This is a genomic window from Caldichromatium japonicum (assembly GCF_011290485.1).
Classification (GTDB): Bacteria; Pseudomonadota; Gammaproteobacteria; order Chromatiales; family Chromatiaceae; genus Thermochromatium; species Thermochromatium japonicum.
The window spans coordinates 2,975,616-2,989,870 of sequence record NZ_CP048029.1; the positions used below are offsets into that span (position 1 = coordinate 2,975,616).

A 14,255-nucleotide genomic window follows, 5' to 3' on the forward strand; every position below is an offset into this window, starting at 1 on the left:
GCAACGAGGCCCACTCAGATGGCCCAATGCGCGACAAGCCCCGTCCTTCAAGGCGAGGAGGATGGCAAATAGCGCCTGTCATTGCACTTCTCGGTCGAACACGCATGAGCAGAATGACTTTAGCGCCCCCGTCGTCCTTGTTGACCTCCTTGAACCTGAAGACGAGGGGATAGGACAGCGCACCATCAAGTGTCTGCGCCCTCAGCCTTTACCTGCCCATGAGCGATACGTCTATGCAGCGCCTTGTTGTCCCCGTACTAACCGATAGATCAGCCAGCCAGACCCGATGGTGACCGCGCTACTGAGCACGACCAAGGGGCGCTCATGGATGGCATGGAGGATCATCCAGGCCATGAGCAAGATAAAGGCGAGGGTGGTGAATGGATGGCTCCAGGTGCGATAAGGGCGCTGAAGCATGGGTTCACGGTGACGCAGGACAAAGACCCCGGCCACGGTCAAGGCGGTAAAGATCGACAGGGTCAAACCCGCATAGCTGACCAGCGCCTCGAAGGTCGAGGTCCAGAGCATCAAGAGCGCAAGCCCTGATTGCAGGGCGATGGCCAGCACTGGCCCCCCGCCATGACGCCGCCGCGCAAGCAGCGCGATCGTTGGATAGTCATACCCCATCGCCTCATAGACCCGCGGGCCGGTCATCACTAGGGCACCGACCATCGAGACGAGACCCAGGGCGATCAAAGCGCTCAATAGCCTGCCGCCCGCTTCACCCAAGAGAGCGCTGGCTGCGACATGGCCAACCCGCTCGTTGGCGGCGGCGAGCTGATCGGCAGGTGCCGCGGCGAGAAAGACGGCGTTGACCCCGAGATAGAGCAGGGTTACGAGCAGGGTACCGAGCAGAAGCGCAACCGGCAGCCAGCGTCCAGGGTCTTGGACCTCGCCCGCGACATAGGCCGCGGCGTTCCAGCCGCTATATGCGTAGGAGATATAGATCAAGGCCACCGCAAAGGCCGGTGACAAGATAGTCTGGGCCACAGGCGGGTTGCCATCACCGAGCAGTTGCTGGGGAGAGCCCGACCACAGACCGCCAAGGATGAAGAGCAAGAGCAATAGGATCTTAAGCAGGGTGAACAGATCTTGCAGGCGGCTGCCGGTCTCAAGACGCAGGGTATGCTGGATGGATGCGGCCAGGATCAGGATAGCGCCGGCCATGCTTGGCGCTAAGAGCTCCATCCCCAGCGCGAGATTGAGATATTCACCAAAAGCCAGGGCGCTGGCGGCGATCGGTGCGGCAAAGCCGACGACGAGCGAGGTGAAGCCGGCGACAAAGCCGATCGCCGGATGATAGATCCGTTTGAGCAACTGGTACTCGCCGCCATTATGCGGCAGGGCTGCCACCAGTTCGGCATAGGCGAGCGCCCCACAACCCGAGGCCAATCCGCCTACCAGCCAGGCTAAGAGCACGGCCGGTTCCGATCCCAGGTCGCGCAACAGAAAGCCGCTGGTGGTAAAGACCCCGGTGCCAATCATGGTCGCCACCACCAGGAGGGTTGCGGTCTGAGGTTTGAGATGCTTGGCAGACATTGACATGGCACCTGACAGCTGGATCAACTTGGGGCGGAAGATCTGGAGAGGGAGACGAAGATCTGCCACCAGGGTAGCAGCTTATCCATTGCCTGGACCGATCTAAAAATAGGCCTTGCCGAAGGTGCTCAGCTGCGCATCCACCCAATCCACAGATCTATCCGTCCCAACGGGGTATTTTATGGGGTTGACCGCGCCGGTCAAACGCGCAATTCCTGATCTATCAGGTTATCCTCTGACTTTGCGCAAACCATGCCTCCAGCCAACGGGCCAACAATACCTGATCCCATGTCCCAAACCGCTGAACTGATCCGCTTGTCCGATCTGCCGCCCGACATCCCCGCTCGCTTGACCGAGATCCAAGGCGGGCGTCAGCTTACACGGCGCTTGCTCGCTTTGGGGCTGCGCCAGGGTTCGCCGGTTCAGGTCATCCAGCGGCGTGGTCGGGGTTTGGTCGTGGCGAGCGGGGAGCTGCGGATCGCGGTCGGGATAGGGATCGCCGATAAGCTCTGGGTCAGCATGGAGGCTGAGCCTGGGGAGACCGAGCCAGTAGCGAGCACAATAGAACCATCTCAGCCGGCCGGTGCCGATCAGCTAGCAGGTTTAGACCGGTGAACGACCCCCGTATCCCTCTCACCGTTGCCTTAGCCGGTAATCCCAACTGTGGCAAGTCGGCCCTGTTCAATGCCCTGACCGGTATCCGGCAGACCACAGGCAACTGGCCCGGGGTGACGGTCGAGCGCAAGGAGGGTCATCTCGAACTGGATGGGCGCAGGATTCGGGTCATCGATCTACCTGGGATCTATTCACTCGATGCCAGCTCGCTCGACGAACGGGTGACGCGCGACTATCTCTTGTCGCGCGAGGCGGATCTGATCATCAATGTCCTGGATGCCGCCAACCTCGAGCGGCATCTGTATCTCACCGTCCAGCTCCTCGAGATGGGTGTGCCCGTATTGATCGCGATCAACATGATGGATGTCGCCCGCCGGCGCGGCATTCAGATCGACACCGACCGTCTCTCGCAGGCGCTGGGCTGTCCGGTGGTTCCAGTGGTTGCGGTCACCAAAGAGGGGCTGACCGAGCTTCAGGCGCGCCTCTTGGCGGTGGCAGAGGGGCGCGAACCCGCAGGCACGCCGCTGACCCATGGCGAGTGCGTCGAGTCGGCAGTCATGCAGCTCTTGCCGTTGCTGGACGGCGGGGCCCCAGGTGTCGAGCGTGCCAATGCCCGCTGGCTGGCCCTCAAACTCTTGGAGTCAGACCCCACCGCTGAACAACGAGCCAGCCAGGAGATCCTGGCGTTGGTGCAGACCCTGCGCCAACAGATCGCCAAACGCACCGCTGAGGAGGCCGATCTACACATCGCCGATACCCGTTTCGGCCATGCCCACGCCTTGGCGCAACAGGTGATGCGCAACACCAGGCGTCTCGAGCGCACCCTGTCGGATCGCATCGATCAGGTGGTGCTCAGCCGCTGGCTAGGTATCCCTTTGTTTTTGCTTATGATCTATCTGATGTTCGTCTTTACGATGAACATCGGCGGGGCCTTTGTCGATTTCTGTGACCAGGCGGGTCAGGCGCTTTTTGTGGATGGGCTCGGCGTACTGTTGCGCTCGCTCGGCGCACCTGAGTGGTTGATCCTGATCCTGGCCGAGGGGATCGGCGGAGGGCTACAGGTGGTCGGGACCTTCATCCCGATCATCACCAGTCTGTACATCGCCCTCTCGATCCTCGAGGACTCGGGCTATATGGCGCGGGCGGCCTTTGTCATGGATCGCTTCATGCGCTCGATCGGGTTGCCGGGCAAGGCGTTCGTCCCCTTGATCGTCGGCTTTGGCTGCAATGTGCCTGCAGTGATGGCCACACGCACCCTGGAGAGCGAGCGCGAGCGCAAATTGACCATCCTGATGAACCCTTTCATGTCCTGCGGGGCGCGTCTGCCGGTCTATGCCCTATTTGCCGCGGCCTTCTTTCCCCATTCTGGGCAAAACCTGGTCTTTGCCCTGTATCTGACGGGCATCCTGATCGCCATCCTCTCCGGTCTGGCGATGAAACATACCCTATTGCAGGGCGAAAGCTCGGGGCTTTTGATGGAGCTTCCTCCCTATCATCTGCCAACAGTTAAGGGTGTGTTGTTGCGTACCTGGGATCGGGTACGGCTCTTTTTGCGCGAGGCGGGACGGGTGATCGTCCTGATGGTCTTGGCACTCAATCTGCTGACCACCATTGGCAGCGACGGCAGCCTCGGCAATCGCGACAGCGAACAATCGCTCCTAGCCGAGATCAGCCGCGCCGCCACCCCGCTCTTTGCCCCGATGGGGATCCATGAGGACAATTGGCCGGCGGTACTGGGGATCTTTTCCGGGGTCTTGGCCAAGGAGGTGATCGTCGGAACAATCGATGCGCTCTATGGTCGCCTCGCTGAGGAGTCGCATCCCATAGACCCCGAACCCTTTGATCTATGGCGGGTGCTGGCAGAGGCGATTGCCTCGATCGGCGAAAACCTCGAGGCATTGGGCACACGTCTCCTCGATCCCTTGGGGCTCTCTGGGCTGAGCGATCCCCAAGGGGCCGCCGCCGAGGAAGGTGTTCAGGCTGCGACCTTTGGCGCTATGGCCGAGCGTTTCGATGGGCCCACCGGTGCCTTTGCCTATCTACTCTTCGTGTTGCTGTATTTTCCCTGTGTCGCCACCCTGGGGGCGATCATGCGCGAGGCGGGTCTTAAGTGGGCGGCATTCGTTGGGCTGTGGAGCACGGGCGTGGCCTTTTTGACTGCAACCCTGTTCTATCAGGCCGCGACCTTCGAGCGCGCGCCCCTCGCGGCAAGCCTGTGGATCGGCGGGGGGCTTGCAGTCTTTGCAGCGGTCTTGCTGGTTCTTCGGCTCTGGGCAAGGCGAGAGGATCAATAGCTCGGCTCATAAAGGCCCAGCCTAGTTATTGATAAGAAACACATGCTTTTGAAATTGAGTGAGCTGTCCTGATGTCGTGGGCATGGTAAAGACGAGACATGAGATTGCTGTCGTTTGCGGCGCGCGAAGAGCGGCGGCGTGGCTGGAGGTATGAAGCGATAGGCGCGCAGAGGGGATTGTTGGGCGCAGGGGTGTTCGACATCTGCAAAGGCTATGGGCGCGAAGGGGCTCAAGGACAAGCGGGGTGGGTGCAAGGTGGGTGAGAAGCGGGCGCTGTTGGCGGAGCAGGACGCCCAGATACGCAAGCTCATGTGCGACGGGACGCCGGATCAGCTGAAGCTGCCGTTTGCGCTGTGGAGCCGGCAGGCGGTGCGGCAGTTGATCCTCGACCGTTTTGGCATCGAGCTCAGGCCGCAGGGGGAGGGCAAGTACATGGCGCGCTGGGGATTGACGCCCCAGAAACCGATTCGGCGCGCCTATGAGCAAAGCCCGCCGGCGGGCAAGACGTGGCTTGAGGAGACCTACCCGGACATTGCCCGGCGCGCCAAGGCCGAGGGCGCCGAAATCCACTGGGGCGATGAAACGGGGCTGCGCTCGGACGAGGTGCGCGGGCGCTCTTATGCGCCGGCGATCAAGACGTCCGAGATTCGCGTCACGCACCGTCGCGAAGGCCTGTCGGTGATCTCGACGCTGACCAACCGCGGCAAGGTGCGTCGGAAGGCGTTCGCGGGGGCGATGAACGCCGACATCCTGATCGACTTCATGAAGCGGCTCGTCAAGGACGCCAGGGGCAAGAAGATCTTCCTCATCCTCGACAACCTGCGCGTGCATCACACCAAGCCAGTCAAGGCGTGGCTGGCTGCATGCGCCAATCAAATCGAGGCCTCCTCCCTCCCCCCCTACAGTCCAGCACTGAACCCCAACGAGATGCTCAAAGCCACCATCACCGCGCAGGCGCCCTCCCGCGCCAAGGACGATCTGAAGAAGGCGACCGTCAGCCACCTGCGCCGCCTTCTCAATTCCCCCCAACGCATCATGCGCTACTTCCAGCATCCCAAGCTCCATGATGCCGCGTAATACAAGTTCATTGGTTTCGGATCAATAAACAGAAGGCCGTCTGGGAAAGCACCTCGGCAATCAGGCAAGGGGTCTACTGAAAGAACGTGCTCTCCTCGAGATAAAAAAAGATTACCCGCGATCCAGTGAGGGGCAAGGGTCCCGCCGGTCATGACAAAGATCTGACCGGCCAGATACTCATGGCGCACTGCCTTTCTGTTTGCCGCGCAGATCGTCCTCATGGCTAAAGGGGCGGCAAACATCGCCAGCAGATCTTTAGGTGGGTCTTGGGATGGTTTTGGACGGCATAGTACTCCGCTAGAGCCATTGGCTGTAAACAGACCTGTAGGCGGGGACCGCGTGGGTTGCTTTGCTGGATCGATAAGGCCGTGCACCGCCCTGAGCGCTTTGTATCCGGCCTGTGGTTTGCTGGCCCGGAGGTCAGTTTGACCGGCCTTTGAGTATGGCGCGCAGTGCGCACCCTCATTGATCTTCGGTAAGTGCGGATAGGGGCATGTTGTTATCCTGGCCGACCTGGATCATCCATCTCCTCACCGTCAGCGAATGGGCGCTAGCGCTACTGTTCTTTTGGCGCTACGGACGTCTGATCCAGCGTTCTGAGCTTCAGCGCTTTGCCTTCGCTATGACCCCGCATCTTGCCGCTGGCCTTGCAATCTTGGGCTTTCATCTCAGCGGTGATACCTGGCATGTCCTGCTTGAGGGCGCCAGAGCCTTGAACCTCTTGGGAAGCCTGTTGCTGCTAGCTGCGACCTCGACGATGCTGCCAACGCTTAGGCCCCTGCGCCCTTGGCTGTGGTCCATCGTGCCCCTCGGCGTGGTGTGGGCCTTGGTCGTCCATTGGCCACCGGTCGGGGAAGAGGGCCTCAAGATCCTGCGCCTCGCTAATCTGGCTTATCTCTTGTTTTTGATCAGCCTCCTTGCGGTCTATCGTGCCGATCAGCGGCTGTTCTCACCGCTTTCGATCGCTGGATTCTGCTTTCTGCTCGTCTTTGTCGCAGTGACGATCGCAGCGACCCATCTTGCGACCGCACGCTGGGGCCTGCCAAGCCTGTCGCATGCCGATCCCCTCCATGGCTTCAGCGAGTCCTTTCTGTCCGTCGCCAATCTCTTGGTGGCCTGGGGTGCCTATCGGCGGCTCAAGGAGGCCCAGATCAGGGCCTAAGCGCGGTGGCGTTGGAACAGGTCGCGCGGCAAGGTCCTACAAGCGCCCTGAATTGCGCGCCGAGAGGCCGTCTCGATCCCAACCCTTCTGCCACACCGTATCGCCCTTCTGCAAACCAGTAGCCTGTAATGGATTCCAGTTTGCGCCGGAATGACGACGACAATGGTTGCCCCTATCCTCCGTCATGTCGGCACAGGCCGATCGACGCTCGCCCCAGGGTGATCGCTGACTCTTTTATAGGCGCAACTCCAAGGCCCAGGGCCATCGGATGGTAGTGTGCTGACTCTCAATCAAAGCTTGGTCTTTTGCACTACGGGCCATAAAAGACTCCTTATCATGGCGAATTGAAGACTGCATCGTGTCACACAACGACAACCGCGCAACACGCGTATCAGGATCTGCACCCACAGACACGAACGAGCATTCACGGATTAGCGGGTTTTCAAAGACGGCAGCAATATTGAGTGTCTGACCATTAACTTGGATCGGTTCAGACAACTCGTGCAGATTTGCAGACATACCGACAGATAGCTGCAGCGGAAAACCCTCGCTCATTAGTTGAGCAATCCGTCTGCCAGCCTCAGTCGCAGTAGTCAAGACGCCATCAATGTGCAACTGTGCCACACCAGTCTCAGATAATGCGCGAAAGATGCGACCACGCCCTGCAATCGCCTCGATACGGCTATCATGGTTTTCAAGTACTGGGATCTCATCGCCATCAGGGTTTTGCAGCCCGGATAGATCGATCGCCACATCACCCATCCAACTGTATACAGGAATAACACCGCCTGAATAAGCTAACCCTGTGAATCGTACAGGCGCGCCTGCTTTGGCTTCGGCTACACTAACCGCTAATGTCAGATCAAGAAAGCGAGTGTGTGGTTTATCCATACTGAACGAGAGTGCCAAGATGATAAAAGGCGTTCAATAGGAATGGAATCCAACCCTACTTTCTACGAATGTATGAGAAATAAAAGCATTCGAACGGGGTTATTTGGCAAAACGGAAGGAATTTTTTATACTCCAACCAAGCCGCACGACGTCTAGGACGTTAGGCCGGGGGATGGTTAAAACCATGTACATCCGGCAGTGTTGCGGCTTCATTTCTTGCGCTTGTACATTGTGAAGGGCACGACATACCGCCTTCGCACTTCAAGCACAATTCTATAGACAAAAACCCCATCTCCCGCCTCGGCCTCAATACGCATTGCGCCATTCCTTGAGCGCGCAGGCGTACCAAGTTTGATCGAAAGCGCGTTTTTGATCAAATCGCCTATCTTCAGCAAATCCTCAACTGTGATCGGTTCTTGCCCACGCAAGCGCTCTTTATCAAGACCATGGCTATCATGAATATATAGCACATAATCGTGATCCAGCGCGAAGTCTCGCGTTCGGGGTTTAACGCCAAGTGTTTCTAGCGCTGCTGCGATGCCACCAGATAAGCTTTTCAACACTAAAGGCGATTGCTTCGCCTGCCTATTGCGATATGTGCAAAAGCGTCTGCAGTTAGCAAGCAGGCGGGTGGTCATGGTAAGAGGTTGATTGCGAGATCGACCTTGAACCCTGAAGGAGTGCAAACCATGACCACAGGCAAGATTAAGAGGAAGTTGTCGGCAGTGGAAGCGGTGGCGGGCGACCGTGACCTGAAGGAGGCGCTGCTGAAGGAGGCGCTCTAGGCAAGTGCTGGAAGGCGAGATGACCGAATTTCTGGGGGCGGCGCCGGGCGAACGGACAGAGCGTCGCAACGGCTAGCGTGCTGGCGACTCAAGCCGCGGTCTGGTGACTCGGATCGGCAAGCTGGAGTTGCGCGTGCCGCGGGACCGGAGCGGCGAATTCTCCACGGCCTTGTTCGAGCGCGATGCCAGGAGCGAGAAGGCCCTGGTGGCGGCCTTGGCCGAAAGGTATGTGCAAGGCGTCTCCACCCGCAAGGTCAAGGTTATCACCGAAGAGCTCTGTGGCCACAGCTTTTCGGCCAGTGCCATCAGCAGCATCAACAAAGGGCTTGACGAGTCACTGGCGCGGTTTGCCAACCGCCCCCTGGACGAAGAGCCTATCCTTACCTGATCCTCGATGCCCGTTACGAGAAAGTACGGGATGCGGGCGTGATCAGCCACCGGGCGGTACTGATCGCCATCGGCATCAATTGGGAAGGACAACGACAGGTGTTGGCCGTCGAACTGGCCAATCGGGAAAGCCAGAGCAGCTGGAAGGACTTCCTGACCCGCCTGAAGGAGCGTGGCCTGTCCGGTGTCGAATTCGTCGTTGTCCTTCGACCATGCGGGCCTCAAGAAAGCTATCCGCAAGGTGCTGACCGAAGCCGCCTGGCAGCGCTGCTCTGTGCATTTCCTTGAGGATGCCCTGGACGACCTGCCTCGGCGCGCGGACGACGATTGTCTTCAGGAGCTACGCTGGATTTACGACCGCCGCGACATCCAGGAGGCCCATCGTGACCTCTCGGCCTGGATCGCCAAATGGGCGGGCAAGTATCCGAAACGGGTCGATTGGGTGGAAGCGAACATCACCGAGACGCTGACCTTCTACCGATTGCCGCGCGCCCACCACAAGCACATGAAGCGCACGAACATGCTGGAGCGGCTCAACGAGGAGATCAAGCGCCGCACTCGCGTGGTGCGGATCTTCTCTAACGCCGAGTCCTGCCTGCGGCTGATCCGCGCGCTGTGCGTCGAAACCCACGAGGCGTGGCTTAAGGACAGCCGTTACCTGAACAGGATGCTGCTCGCGGAGCAGAAAAAGGAGGCATTGCGACTGGCCGCCTGAGGCAACCGCGCAGTTGGCGCCGCTGCGGGCTACGCCCGTTGTGCCGCCAACTGCGCAAACAGGATCAACCATTTACCCGACCACGATTTTGCACAACTTGACGCACACAACTCAGACGCCTTTCCTGCAAGGTTGAGGCGGCCAAGGTCGGGGCTGGGTTTGCGCCAAGGGCCAGACTGCCAAAAGGCACAAGGCTTCCGATCTTGAAGAATCGAAGGAAATCCTCTGCGATGTTGGCAAGGCTGCACAATGTCCGAGCGGACTTCACACATAAGCTCACGACCCGGCTCTGCCGCGAAAACCAAGGGGTGGTGATTGAGGATTTGAACGTCAAGGGCATGCTGGCGAACGAACGGCTTGCCCGCGCCATCAGCGACCTGGGCTTTGGCATGTTCTGCTTGCAGATGGAATACAAGGGGAAATGCTACGGCGTCTGGTTGGTTTTAGCTGATCGCTGGGATCCGAGCAGCCGCCTGTGTTCGGTCTGTGGTTGGGAGAATGAGATGTTGGCGTTGAAGGATCGGGAATGGACGTGTCCTCAATGCGGCACGCGCCATGATCGGGACATCAATGCCGCGCTCAATCTCAAACGGCTGGCAACCGCAACTGCCCTACCCGTGGCGAGTCCGTCCGGTAACGGCGGAGCTACAGCAGAGAGGGTCTCTGCCGTAGTCGGGAAAGTCACGCCTGTCAGAGACGAATGCGCTCCGCATTCGGGGCAGGAAGAGCACAGTGCGCCTGTTTGCGCACTGTCTTGAGAGCGGAGACTGCCAGCGTTGAGGCGAGGCAAGGTGATAGGACCTCGCTGGCCGGCACTCAAAGGTCTTACTTACCGATACAGAAGCTCGCAAAGATGCGATCCAAAAGGTCCTCGCTGCTGAACTTGCCGGTGATCTCCCCCAGCGACTGCTGGGCCGCTCGCAGTTCCTCGGCGACCAACTCAGGGCTTTGTCCCGCGGCGAGATGCTCAGATGCGGCAAGAAGCGAGCCCTTAGCGCGTCTTAGGGCATCGAGATGACGGCGCCTGGCGCTGAACGCACCCTCCGGGTGGGGGCTCAAGCCCACTTGGTGCTTGATCTGGGCCTTAAGAAGCTCTAGACCCCCGCCTGTCTTGACCGAGAGCGCGACCTCGACCTCTTCCCCTTCGGCCTTGATTCCTGGCGACTCGCCCAGGAGATCGATCTTGTTGCGGACACGGATGAGCGGAACCCGCGGCGCAAGGCTTGGGCACACCCCTTCGTCGAGACCGCGGGCGGCATCATAGACCCAAAGGACGAGATCTGCCTGTTGCACCGCCTCCTGGGCGCGGCGCACACCTTCGCGCTCCACCGGGTCCTGGGTGTGTCTGAGGCCCGCTGTATCGATGATGTGGATGGGGAGCCCCTCGATCTGGATGTCGAAGCGCAATAGATCGCGGGTAGTGCCCGGGATGTCGGTGACGATCGCGGCCTCCGATCCACAGAGCGCATTGAGCAGGCTGGACTTGCCGACATTGGGCGCACCGGCGATCGCTACGTTCAGCCCCTCGCGGATGCGCTGACCCTCATATGCCTCGGCGAGCAGCCGGTCGAGCTGGGCGATAAGCGCGGAAAGCCCATCAGCGACCTGGGCCCTTTCATCCGCAAGATCGAGTTCTTCATCGGGAAAATCGAGCGTGGCCTCTAGATGGACCCGAAGCTCGATCAGTCCCTCGACCAAGGCCTGGATGTGTTGAGAAAAGACCCCCTGCAGGCTGCGCGCCGCCAGGCGCGCAGCCAATGCCGTCGAGGACTCGATCAGATCGGCGACCGCCTCGGCCTGGGTGAGATCCAGCTTGCCGTTGAGAAAGGCCCGTTCGGTAAACTCGCCGGGCCTTGCCAGACGCGCGCCGAACTCGAGGCAGCGGTGCAACAGCAGATCCATGACCACCGGCCCCCCATGCCCATGGAGCTCGAGCACATCCTCGCCGGTGTATGAATGTGGAGCGGGAAAATAGAGCGCCAATCCCTGGTCGATCGGGCTGCCATCGGCAGCAGAGAAGGTGCTCAGGGTCGCGTACCGCGGCCTGGGGAGGCGCCCGATGAGCGCCTCGGCGATTTGGCGAACGGCCGGACCGCTGACCCGGATGATGCCCACACCGCCTACCCCAGACGGGGTGGCGATGGCGGCGATGGTATCGCCCGCTCGCAATCCCATCCCTTAATGTCGGCGCTTAGCCATCTCGCGCTCGATGTCGCGGGTGATCTTCCACTGCTGGGCGATCGACAACAGGTTATTGACTGTCCAGTAGAGCACCAGACCCGAGGGAAAGAAGGCGAAGAAGACTGTAAAGATCACCGGCATGACCATGAAGATCTTGGCCTGGATAGGGTCGGGGGGCGGCGGATTGAGTTTCTGCTGCACGAACATGGAGACACCCATGATCAGTGGCAGGATGTAATAAGGATCGGGCGCCGACAGGTTATTGAGCCACAGCATGAAGGGCGCCTGGCGCATCTCGACGCTCTCCAACAACACCCAATAGAGCGCGATAAAGACGGGGATCTGCACAAGGATCGGCAGACAGCCACCGAGAGGATTGATCTTCTCGGTCTGATAGATCTCCATCATGGCCTGATTCAGGCGCTGTTTATCATCCCCGTAACGATCCTTGAGCGCCTGGATACGCGGCATGACCTGACGCAGATGGGCCATCGAGCGATAGCTGGACTCGGAAAGCTTATAGAAGGCCAGCTTGATCAGGATGGTCATGATGATGATCGCCCAACCCCAATTGCCGATCACGGCATGGATCCAGCTCAAGAGCCAGAAGATCGGCTTGGCGATGACGGTCAACCACCCATAATCGACCACCAGGTCAAGCCCAGGCGCGATCTTTTCCAAGGTATTTTGGAGTTTGGGGCCGATGAAGAGCCGATCGCTGAAATCCTGGGTTGCGCCAGGGGCAATGCTGATCGCGGTCGAATATTTACCGATGATATAGCGCCCGTTGTTTAACGCCTTGGTATAAAAGGTCTCTTGGCTACCGCGCGGAGGAACCCAGGCTGCCAAGAAATAATGTTGCATCATGGCGATCCAGCCATCAGTGACTGGACGATCGAGCTTGGCCTTAGGGATGTCCTCCAGCTTGATTTTTTTATACTTGTCCTCTGGGCTGTAATAGACAGCGCCCGTAAAGGTAGAGATAAAACGGGTCTCGTTCGGGTCGTGGTATTCGGTGCGCTGGAGCTGACTATAGGCGCGAGCGGTGATGGGTGATGGACCGTGGTTTTCGATGACCTGACGCACCTCGATCAGATAACTGCCACGGGTAAGGGTATAGATCTTTTTGACGACGATTCCGGCCTCGTGTGTCCATTCGAGGGCGATTTCCAAACGATCAACCCCGGGTTGCAATTCATAATGAGTACGGGGACTGCTAAAGAGCGCCTCATGGGTCGGCAATTGGTCACCGATCAAGCCGGACTGGACGATGAATAGATTGGGTGGGACAGGTTTCAAGAGCTGAAATCTATCCTCGGGGTGATCGGGGTTGACAGCATAGTCGAGCAACCAGGCACTCATGATGGTGCCGCCCCGCGGTGAGATCTCTAGGCGCAGGCGGTCGGTTTCGACCCGGATGGGGGTGACCTCGGGTAGTGCCTCAGCCGATCGGGATTCGCCTGGGTTTGTCGGGACAGACGGCAGTTCAGTCGTAGCGGGAATGGCTGCCGGGCCTTGGGTTTGTTCCTGCGCAACCGCTGGGGAAGGGGGACGGCCATAGTCCTGCATCCAGGACTCGTACAGCAAAAACAGGACCGCAGCAAGCGCAACAAATAGGATCAAGCGTTGGTTATCCATGGATCATGGTCTGCCTTTTTTCAGGGACTGGATCGACGCCACCCGGATGCCAGGGATGACAACGCAACAGACGACGCAGGGCCAAATAGACACCATAGACGACGCCATGGATGCGGATGGACTCAATGGCATATTCCGAACAAGTAGGATAAAAGCGACAATGCGGACCGATGAGTGGACTGATCAGGTATTGATAGAGCCGGATCGAGCCGATCAGGATGCGACGCATAGCAATTTCATGATTTGGTTCCAAGCCTGCTCCAGGTCGGCGAACAAGCGCCGATTGGACGCCTCCGCAGTGCCCTTACCACAGAGTACGACGATATCGACTGCTGGCAGGCCGCAGCGGGCGCGCCGAAAGCTCTCACGTACCAGACGTTTGAGCCGATTGCGCTTGACCGCACGGCGGGCGCACTTGCGCGAGATGGCCAGACCCAACCGCGCATGGCCGAGGCCATTGGCCCGGAAGATGACAACAAACCCCTTGCAGTACGCCCGCCGCCCTTCCGCAAAGACCTGCTGGAACTCGCGCGCCTTGGTTAACCGCAGTTTGCGTTTAAAGATCTGGTGGGCAGCGCTGGATCTTGGATCGGCGTTCAGGGGATCAGGCGTGCGCGGCCTTTGGCACGCCGGGCACTCAAGACCTTGCGTCCGTTGCGCGTGGACATACGAGCGCGAAACCCATGCGTGCGGACTCGTTTCAGGCGACTAGGCTGATAGGTGCGTTTCATCAGAAAGCTCCCGCGAGAGATAAGGATTGAGCCGAAGGATAAGGCTCGATTTAAAAGCTGATTAGGCTATGCCATCCACCATTTGCAAGTCAATGCCATCGCTTACAAACTGCCCCGCGCGCCTGTGGATAAGTCCAACGGGGAGCGCTAGACTGTTTTTTTGGCGACCCTGCGATCCAATCTTTAGGATGCGAGCAGGGTCTGGGCATCACTGATCAGAACCAGCACCAAAGCAGTATC

12 protein-coding genes and 2 pseudogenes are annotated in these 14,255 nt (G+C 59.3%); 6 read left to right on the forward strand and 8 right to left on the reverse strand.

Annotation, left to right across the window (positions count from 1 at the left end; genetic code table 11):
• Positions 1-231: 231 nt before the first annotated feature.
• Positions 232-1,539, reverse strand: coding sequence for an APC family permease (locus tag GWK36_RS14550; RefSeq protein ID WP_166272232.1), 1,308 nt, complete (start codon positions 1,537-1,539; stop codon positions 232-234).
• Between the two features lie 288 nt (positions 1,540-1,827).
• On the opposite strand from GWK36_RS14550, the gene GWK36_RS14555 reads away from it, so the two are divergent.
• From GWK36_RS14555 to GWK36_RS14570, 4 genes and pseudogenes are all read left to right on the forward strand, one after another.
• Complete coding sequence (locus GWK36_RS14555; RefSeq protein WP_166272234.1) at positions 1,828-2,154, forward strand: FeoA family protein; 327 nt, start codon at positions 1,828-1,830, stop codon at positions 2,152-2,154.
• A complete protein-coding gene (gene feoB, locus GWK36_RS14560) occupies positions 2,151-4,448 on the forward strand; it encodes a Fe(2+) transporter permease subunit FeoB (RefSeq protein WP_166272236.1) in 2,298 nt (765 codons plus the stop codon). Before GWK36_RS14555 ends, feoB begins: the two co-directional genes overlap by 4 nt.
• A 98-nt stretch (positions 4,449-4,546) precedes the next feature.
• Positions 4,547-5,525: pseudogene (locus tag GWK36_RS14565) on the forward strand (IS630 family transposase).
• A gap of 493 nt (positions 5,526-6,018) precedes the next feature.
• The gene (locus GWK36_RS14570) at positions 6,019-6,687 is read left to right on the forward strand and encodes a DUF2499 domain-containing protein (RefSeq protein ID WP_166272238.1); all 669 of its coding nucleotides are present in this window, start codon (positions 6,019-6,021) and stop codon (positions 6,685-6,687) included.
• Positions 6,688-6,921: 234 nt separating this feature from the next.
• On the opposite strand, the gene GWK36_RS14575 is transcribed toward GWK36_RS14570, so the two are convergent.
• Together GWK36_RS14575 and GWK36_RS14580 are read right to left on the reverse strand one after the other, a co-directional pair.
• Entirely contained in the window at positions 6,922-7,578 is a 657-nt protein-coding gene (locus GWK36_RS14575; protein ID WP_166272240.1) for a hypothetical protein, read from the reverse strand.
• Positions 7,579-7,787: 209 nt separating this feature from the next.
• The gene (locus tag GWK36_RS14580; RefSeq protein ID WP_166272242.1) at positions 7,788-8,216 is read right to left on the reverse strand and encodes a hypothetical protein; all 429 of its coding nucleotides are present in this window, start codon (positions 8,214-8,216) and stop codon (positions 7,788-7,790) included.
• 51 nt (positions 8,217-8,267) lie between these two features.
• Here GWK36_RS14580 and GWK36_RS14585 point away from each other — a divergent pair.
• A pseudogene (locus GWK36_RS14585) lies at positions 8,268-9,465 on the forward strand (IS256 family transposase).
• Between the two features lie 230 nt (positions 9,466-9,695).
• A complete protein-coding gene (locus tag GWK36_RS14590; protein ID WP_210756795.1) occupies positions 9,696-10,223 on the forward strand; it encodes an RNA-guided endonuclease InsQ/TnpB family protein in 528 nt (175 codons plus the stop codon).
• A gap of 67 nt (positions 10,224-10,290) precedes the next feature.
• Here GWK36_RS14590 and mnmE read toward each other — a convergent pair whose 3' ends face one another.
• From mnmE to rpmH, 5 genes are read right to left on the reverse strand one after another with little or no spacing between them, the layout of a single operon-like run.
• Positions 10,291-11,640 (reverse strand): tRNA uridine-5-carboxymethylaminomethyl(34) synthesis GTPase MnmE, encoded by a 1,350-nt coding sequence (gene mnmE / locus GWK36_RS14595; protein WP_166272244.1) that lies wholly within the window; start codon positions 11,638-11,640, stop codon positions 10,291-10,293.
• Positions 11,641-11,643: 3 nt separating this feature from the next.
• Positions 11,644-13,284, reverse strand: coding sequence for a membrane protein insertase YidC (gene yidC / locus GWK36_RS14600; protein ID WP_166272246.1), 1,641 nt, complete (start codon positions 13,282-13,284; stop codon positions 11,644-11,646).
• Entirely contained in the window at positions 13,277-13,513 is a 237-nt protein-coding gene (yidD, locus tag GWK36_RS14605) for a membrane protein insertion efficiency factor YidD (RefSeq protein WP_166272248.1), read from the reverse strand. The genes yidC and yidD overlap by 8 nt, the downstream gene beginning before the upstream one ends.
• Positions 13,498-13,884: a ribonuclease P protein component gene (gene rnpA, locus GWK36_RS14610; protein ID WP_166272777.1), complete on the reverse strand. Its 387-nt coding sequence runs from the start codon at positions 13,882-13,884 to the stop codon at positions 13,498-13,500. Before rnpA ends, yidD begins: the two co-directional genes overlap by 16 nt.
• Positions 13,881-14,015 carry a 50S ribosomal protein L34 gene (rpmH, locus tag GWK36_RS14615; protein ID WP_166272250.1) on the reverse strand — a complete coding sequence of 45 codons (135 nt, stop codon included), beginning with the start codon at positions 14,013-14,015 and terminating at the stop codon, positions 13,881-13,883. The genes rnpA and rpmH overlap by 4 nt, the downstream gene beginning before the upstream one ends.
• Between the last annotated feature and the right edge of the window lie 240 nt (positions 14,016-14,255).

Coding starts and splice junctions, on each gene's coding strand:
- GWK36_RS14590 (WP_210756795.1), top strand. CDS start 9,696: ATGTTGGCAAGGCTGCACAATGTCCGAGCGGACTTCACACATAAGCTC.
- rpmH (WP_166272250.1), bottom strand. CDS start 14,015: ATGAAACGCACCTATCAGCCTAGTCGCCTGAAACGAGTCCGCACGCAT.
- GWK36_RS14580 (WP_166272242.1), bottom strand. CDS start 8,216: ATGACCACCCGCCTGCTTGCTAACTGCAGACGCTTTTGCACATATCGC.
- yidC (WP_166272246.1), bottom strand. CDS start 13,284: ATGGATAACCAACGCTTGATCCTATTTGTTGCGCTTGCTGCGGTCCTG.
- GWK36_RS14555 (WP_166272234.1), top strand. CDS start 1,828: ATGTCCCAAACCGCTGAACTGATCCGCTTGTCCGATCTGCCGCCCGAC.
- GWK36_RS14550 (WP_166272232.1), bottom strand. CDS start 1,539: ATGTCTGCCAAGCATCTCAAACCTCAGACCGCAACCCTCCTGGTGGTG.
- mnmE (WP_166272244.1), bottom strand. CDS start 11,640: ATGGGATTGCGAGCGGGCGATACCATCGCCGCCATCGCCACCCCGTCT.
- GWK36_RS14575 (WP_166272240.1), bottom strand. CDS start 7,578: ATGGATAAACCACACACTCGCTTTCTTGATCTGACATTAGCGGTTAGT.
- yidD (WP_166272248.1), bottom strand. CDS start 13,513: ATGCGTCGCATCCTGATCGGCTCGATCCGGCTCTATCAATACCTGATC.
- GWK36_RS14570 (WP_166272238.1), top strand. CDS start 6,019: ATGTTGTTATCCTGGCCGACCTGGATCATCCATCTCCTCACCGTCAGC.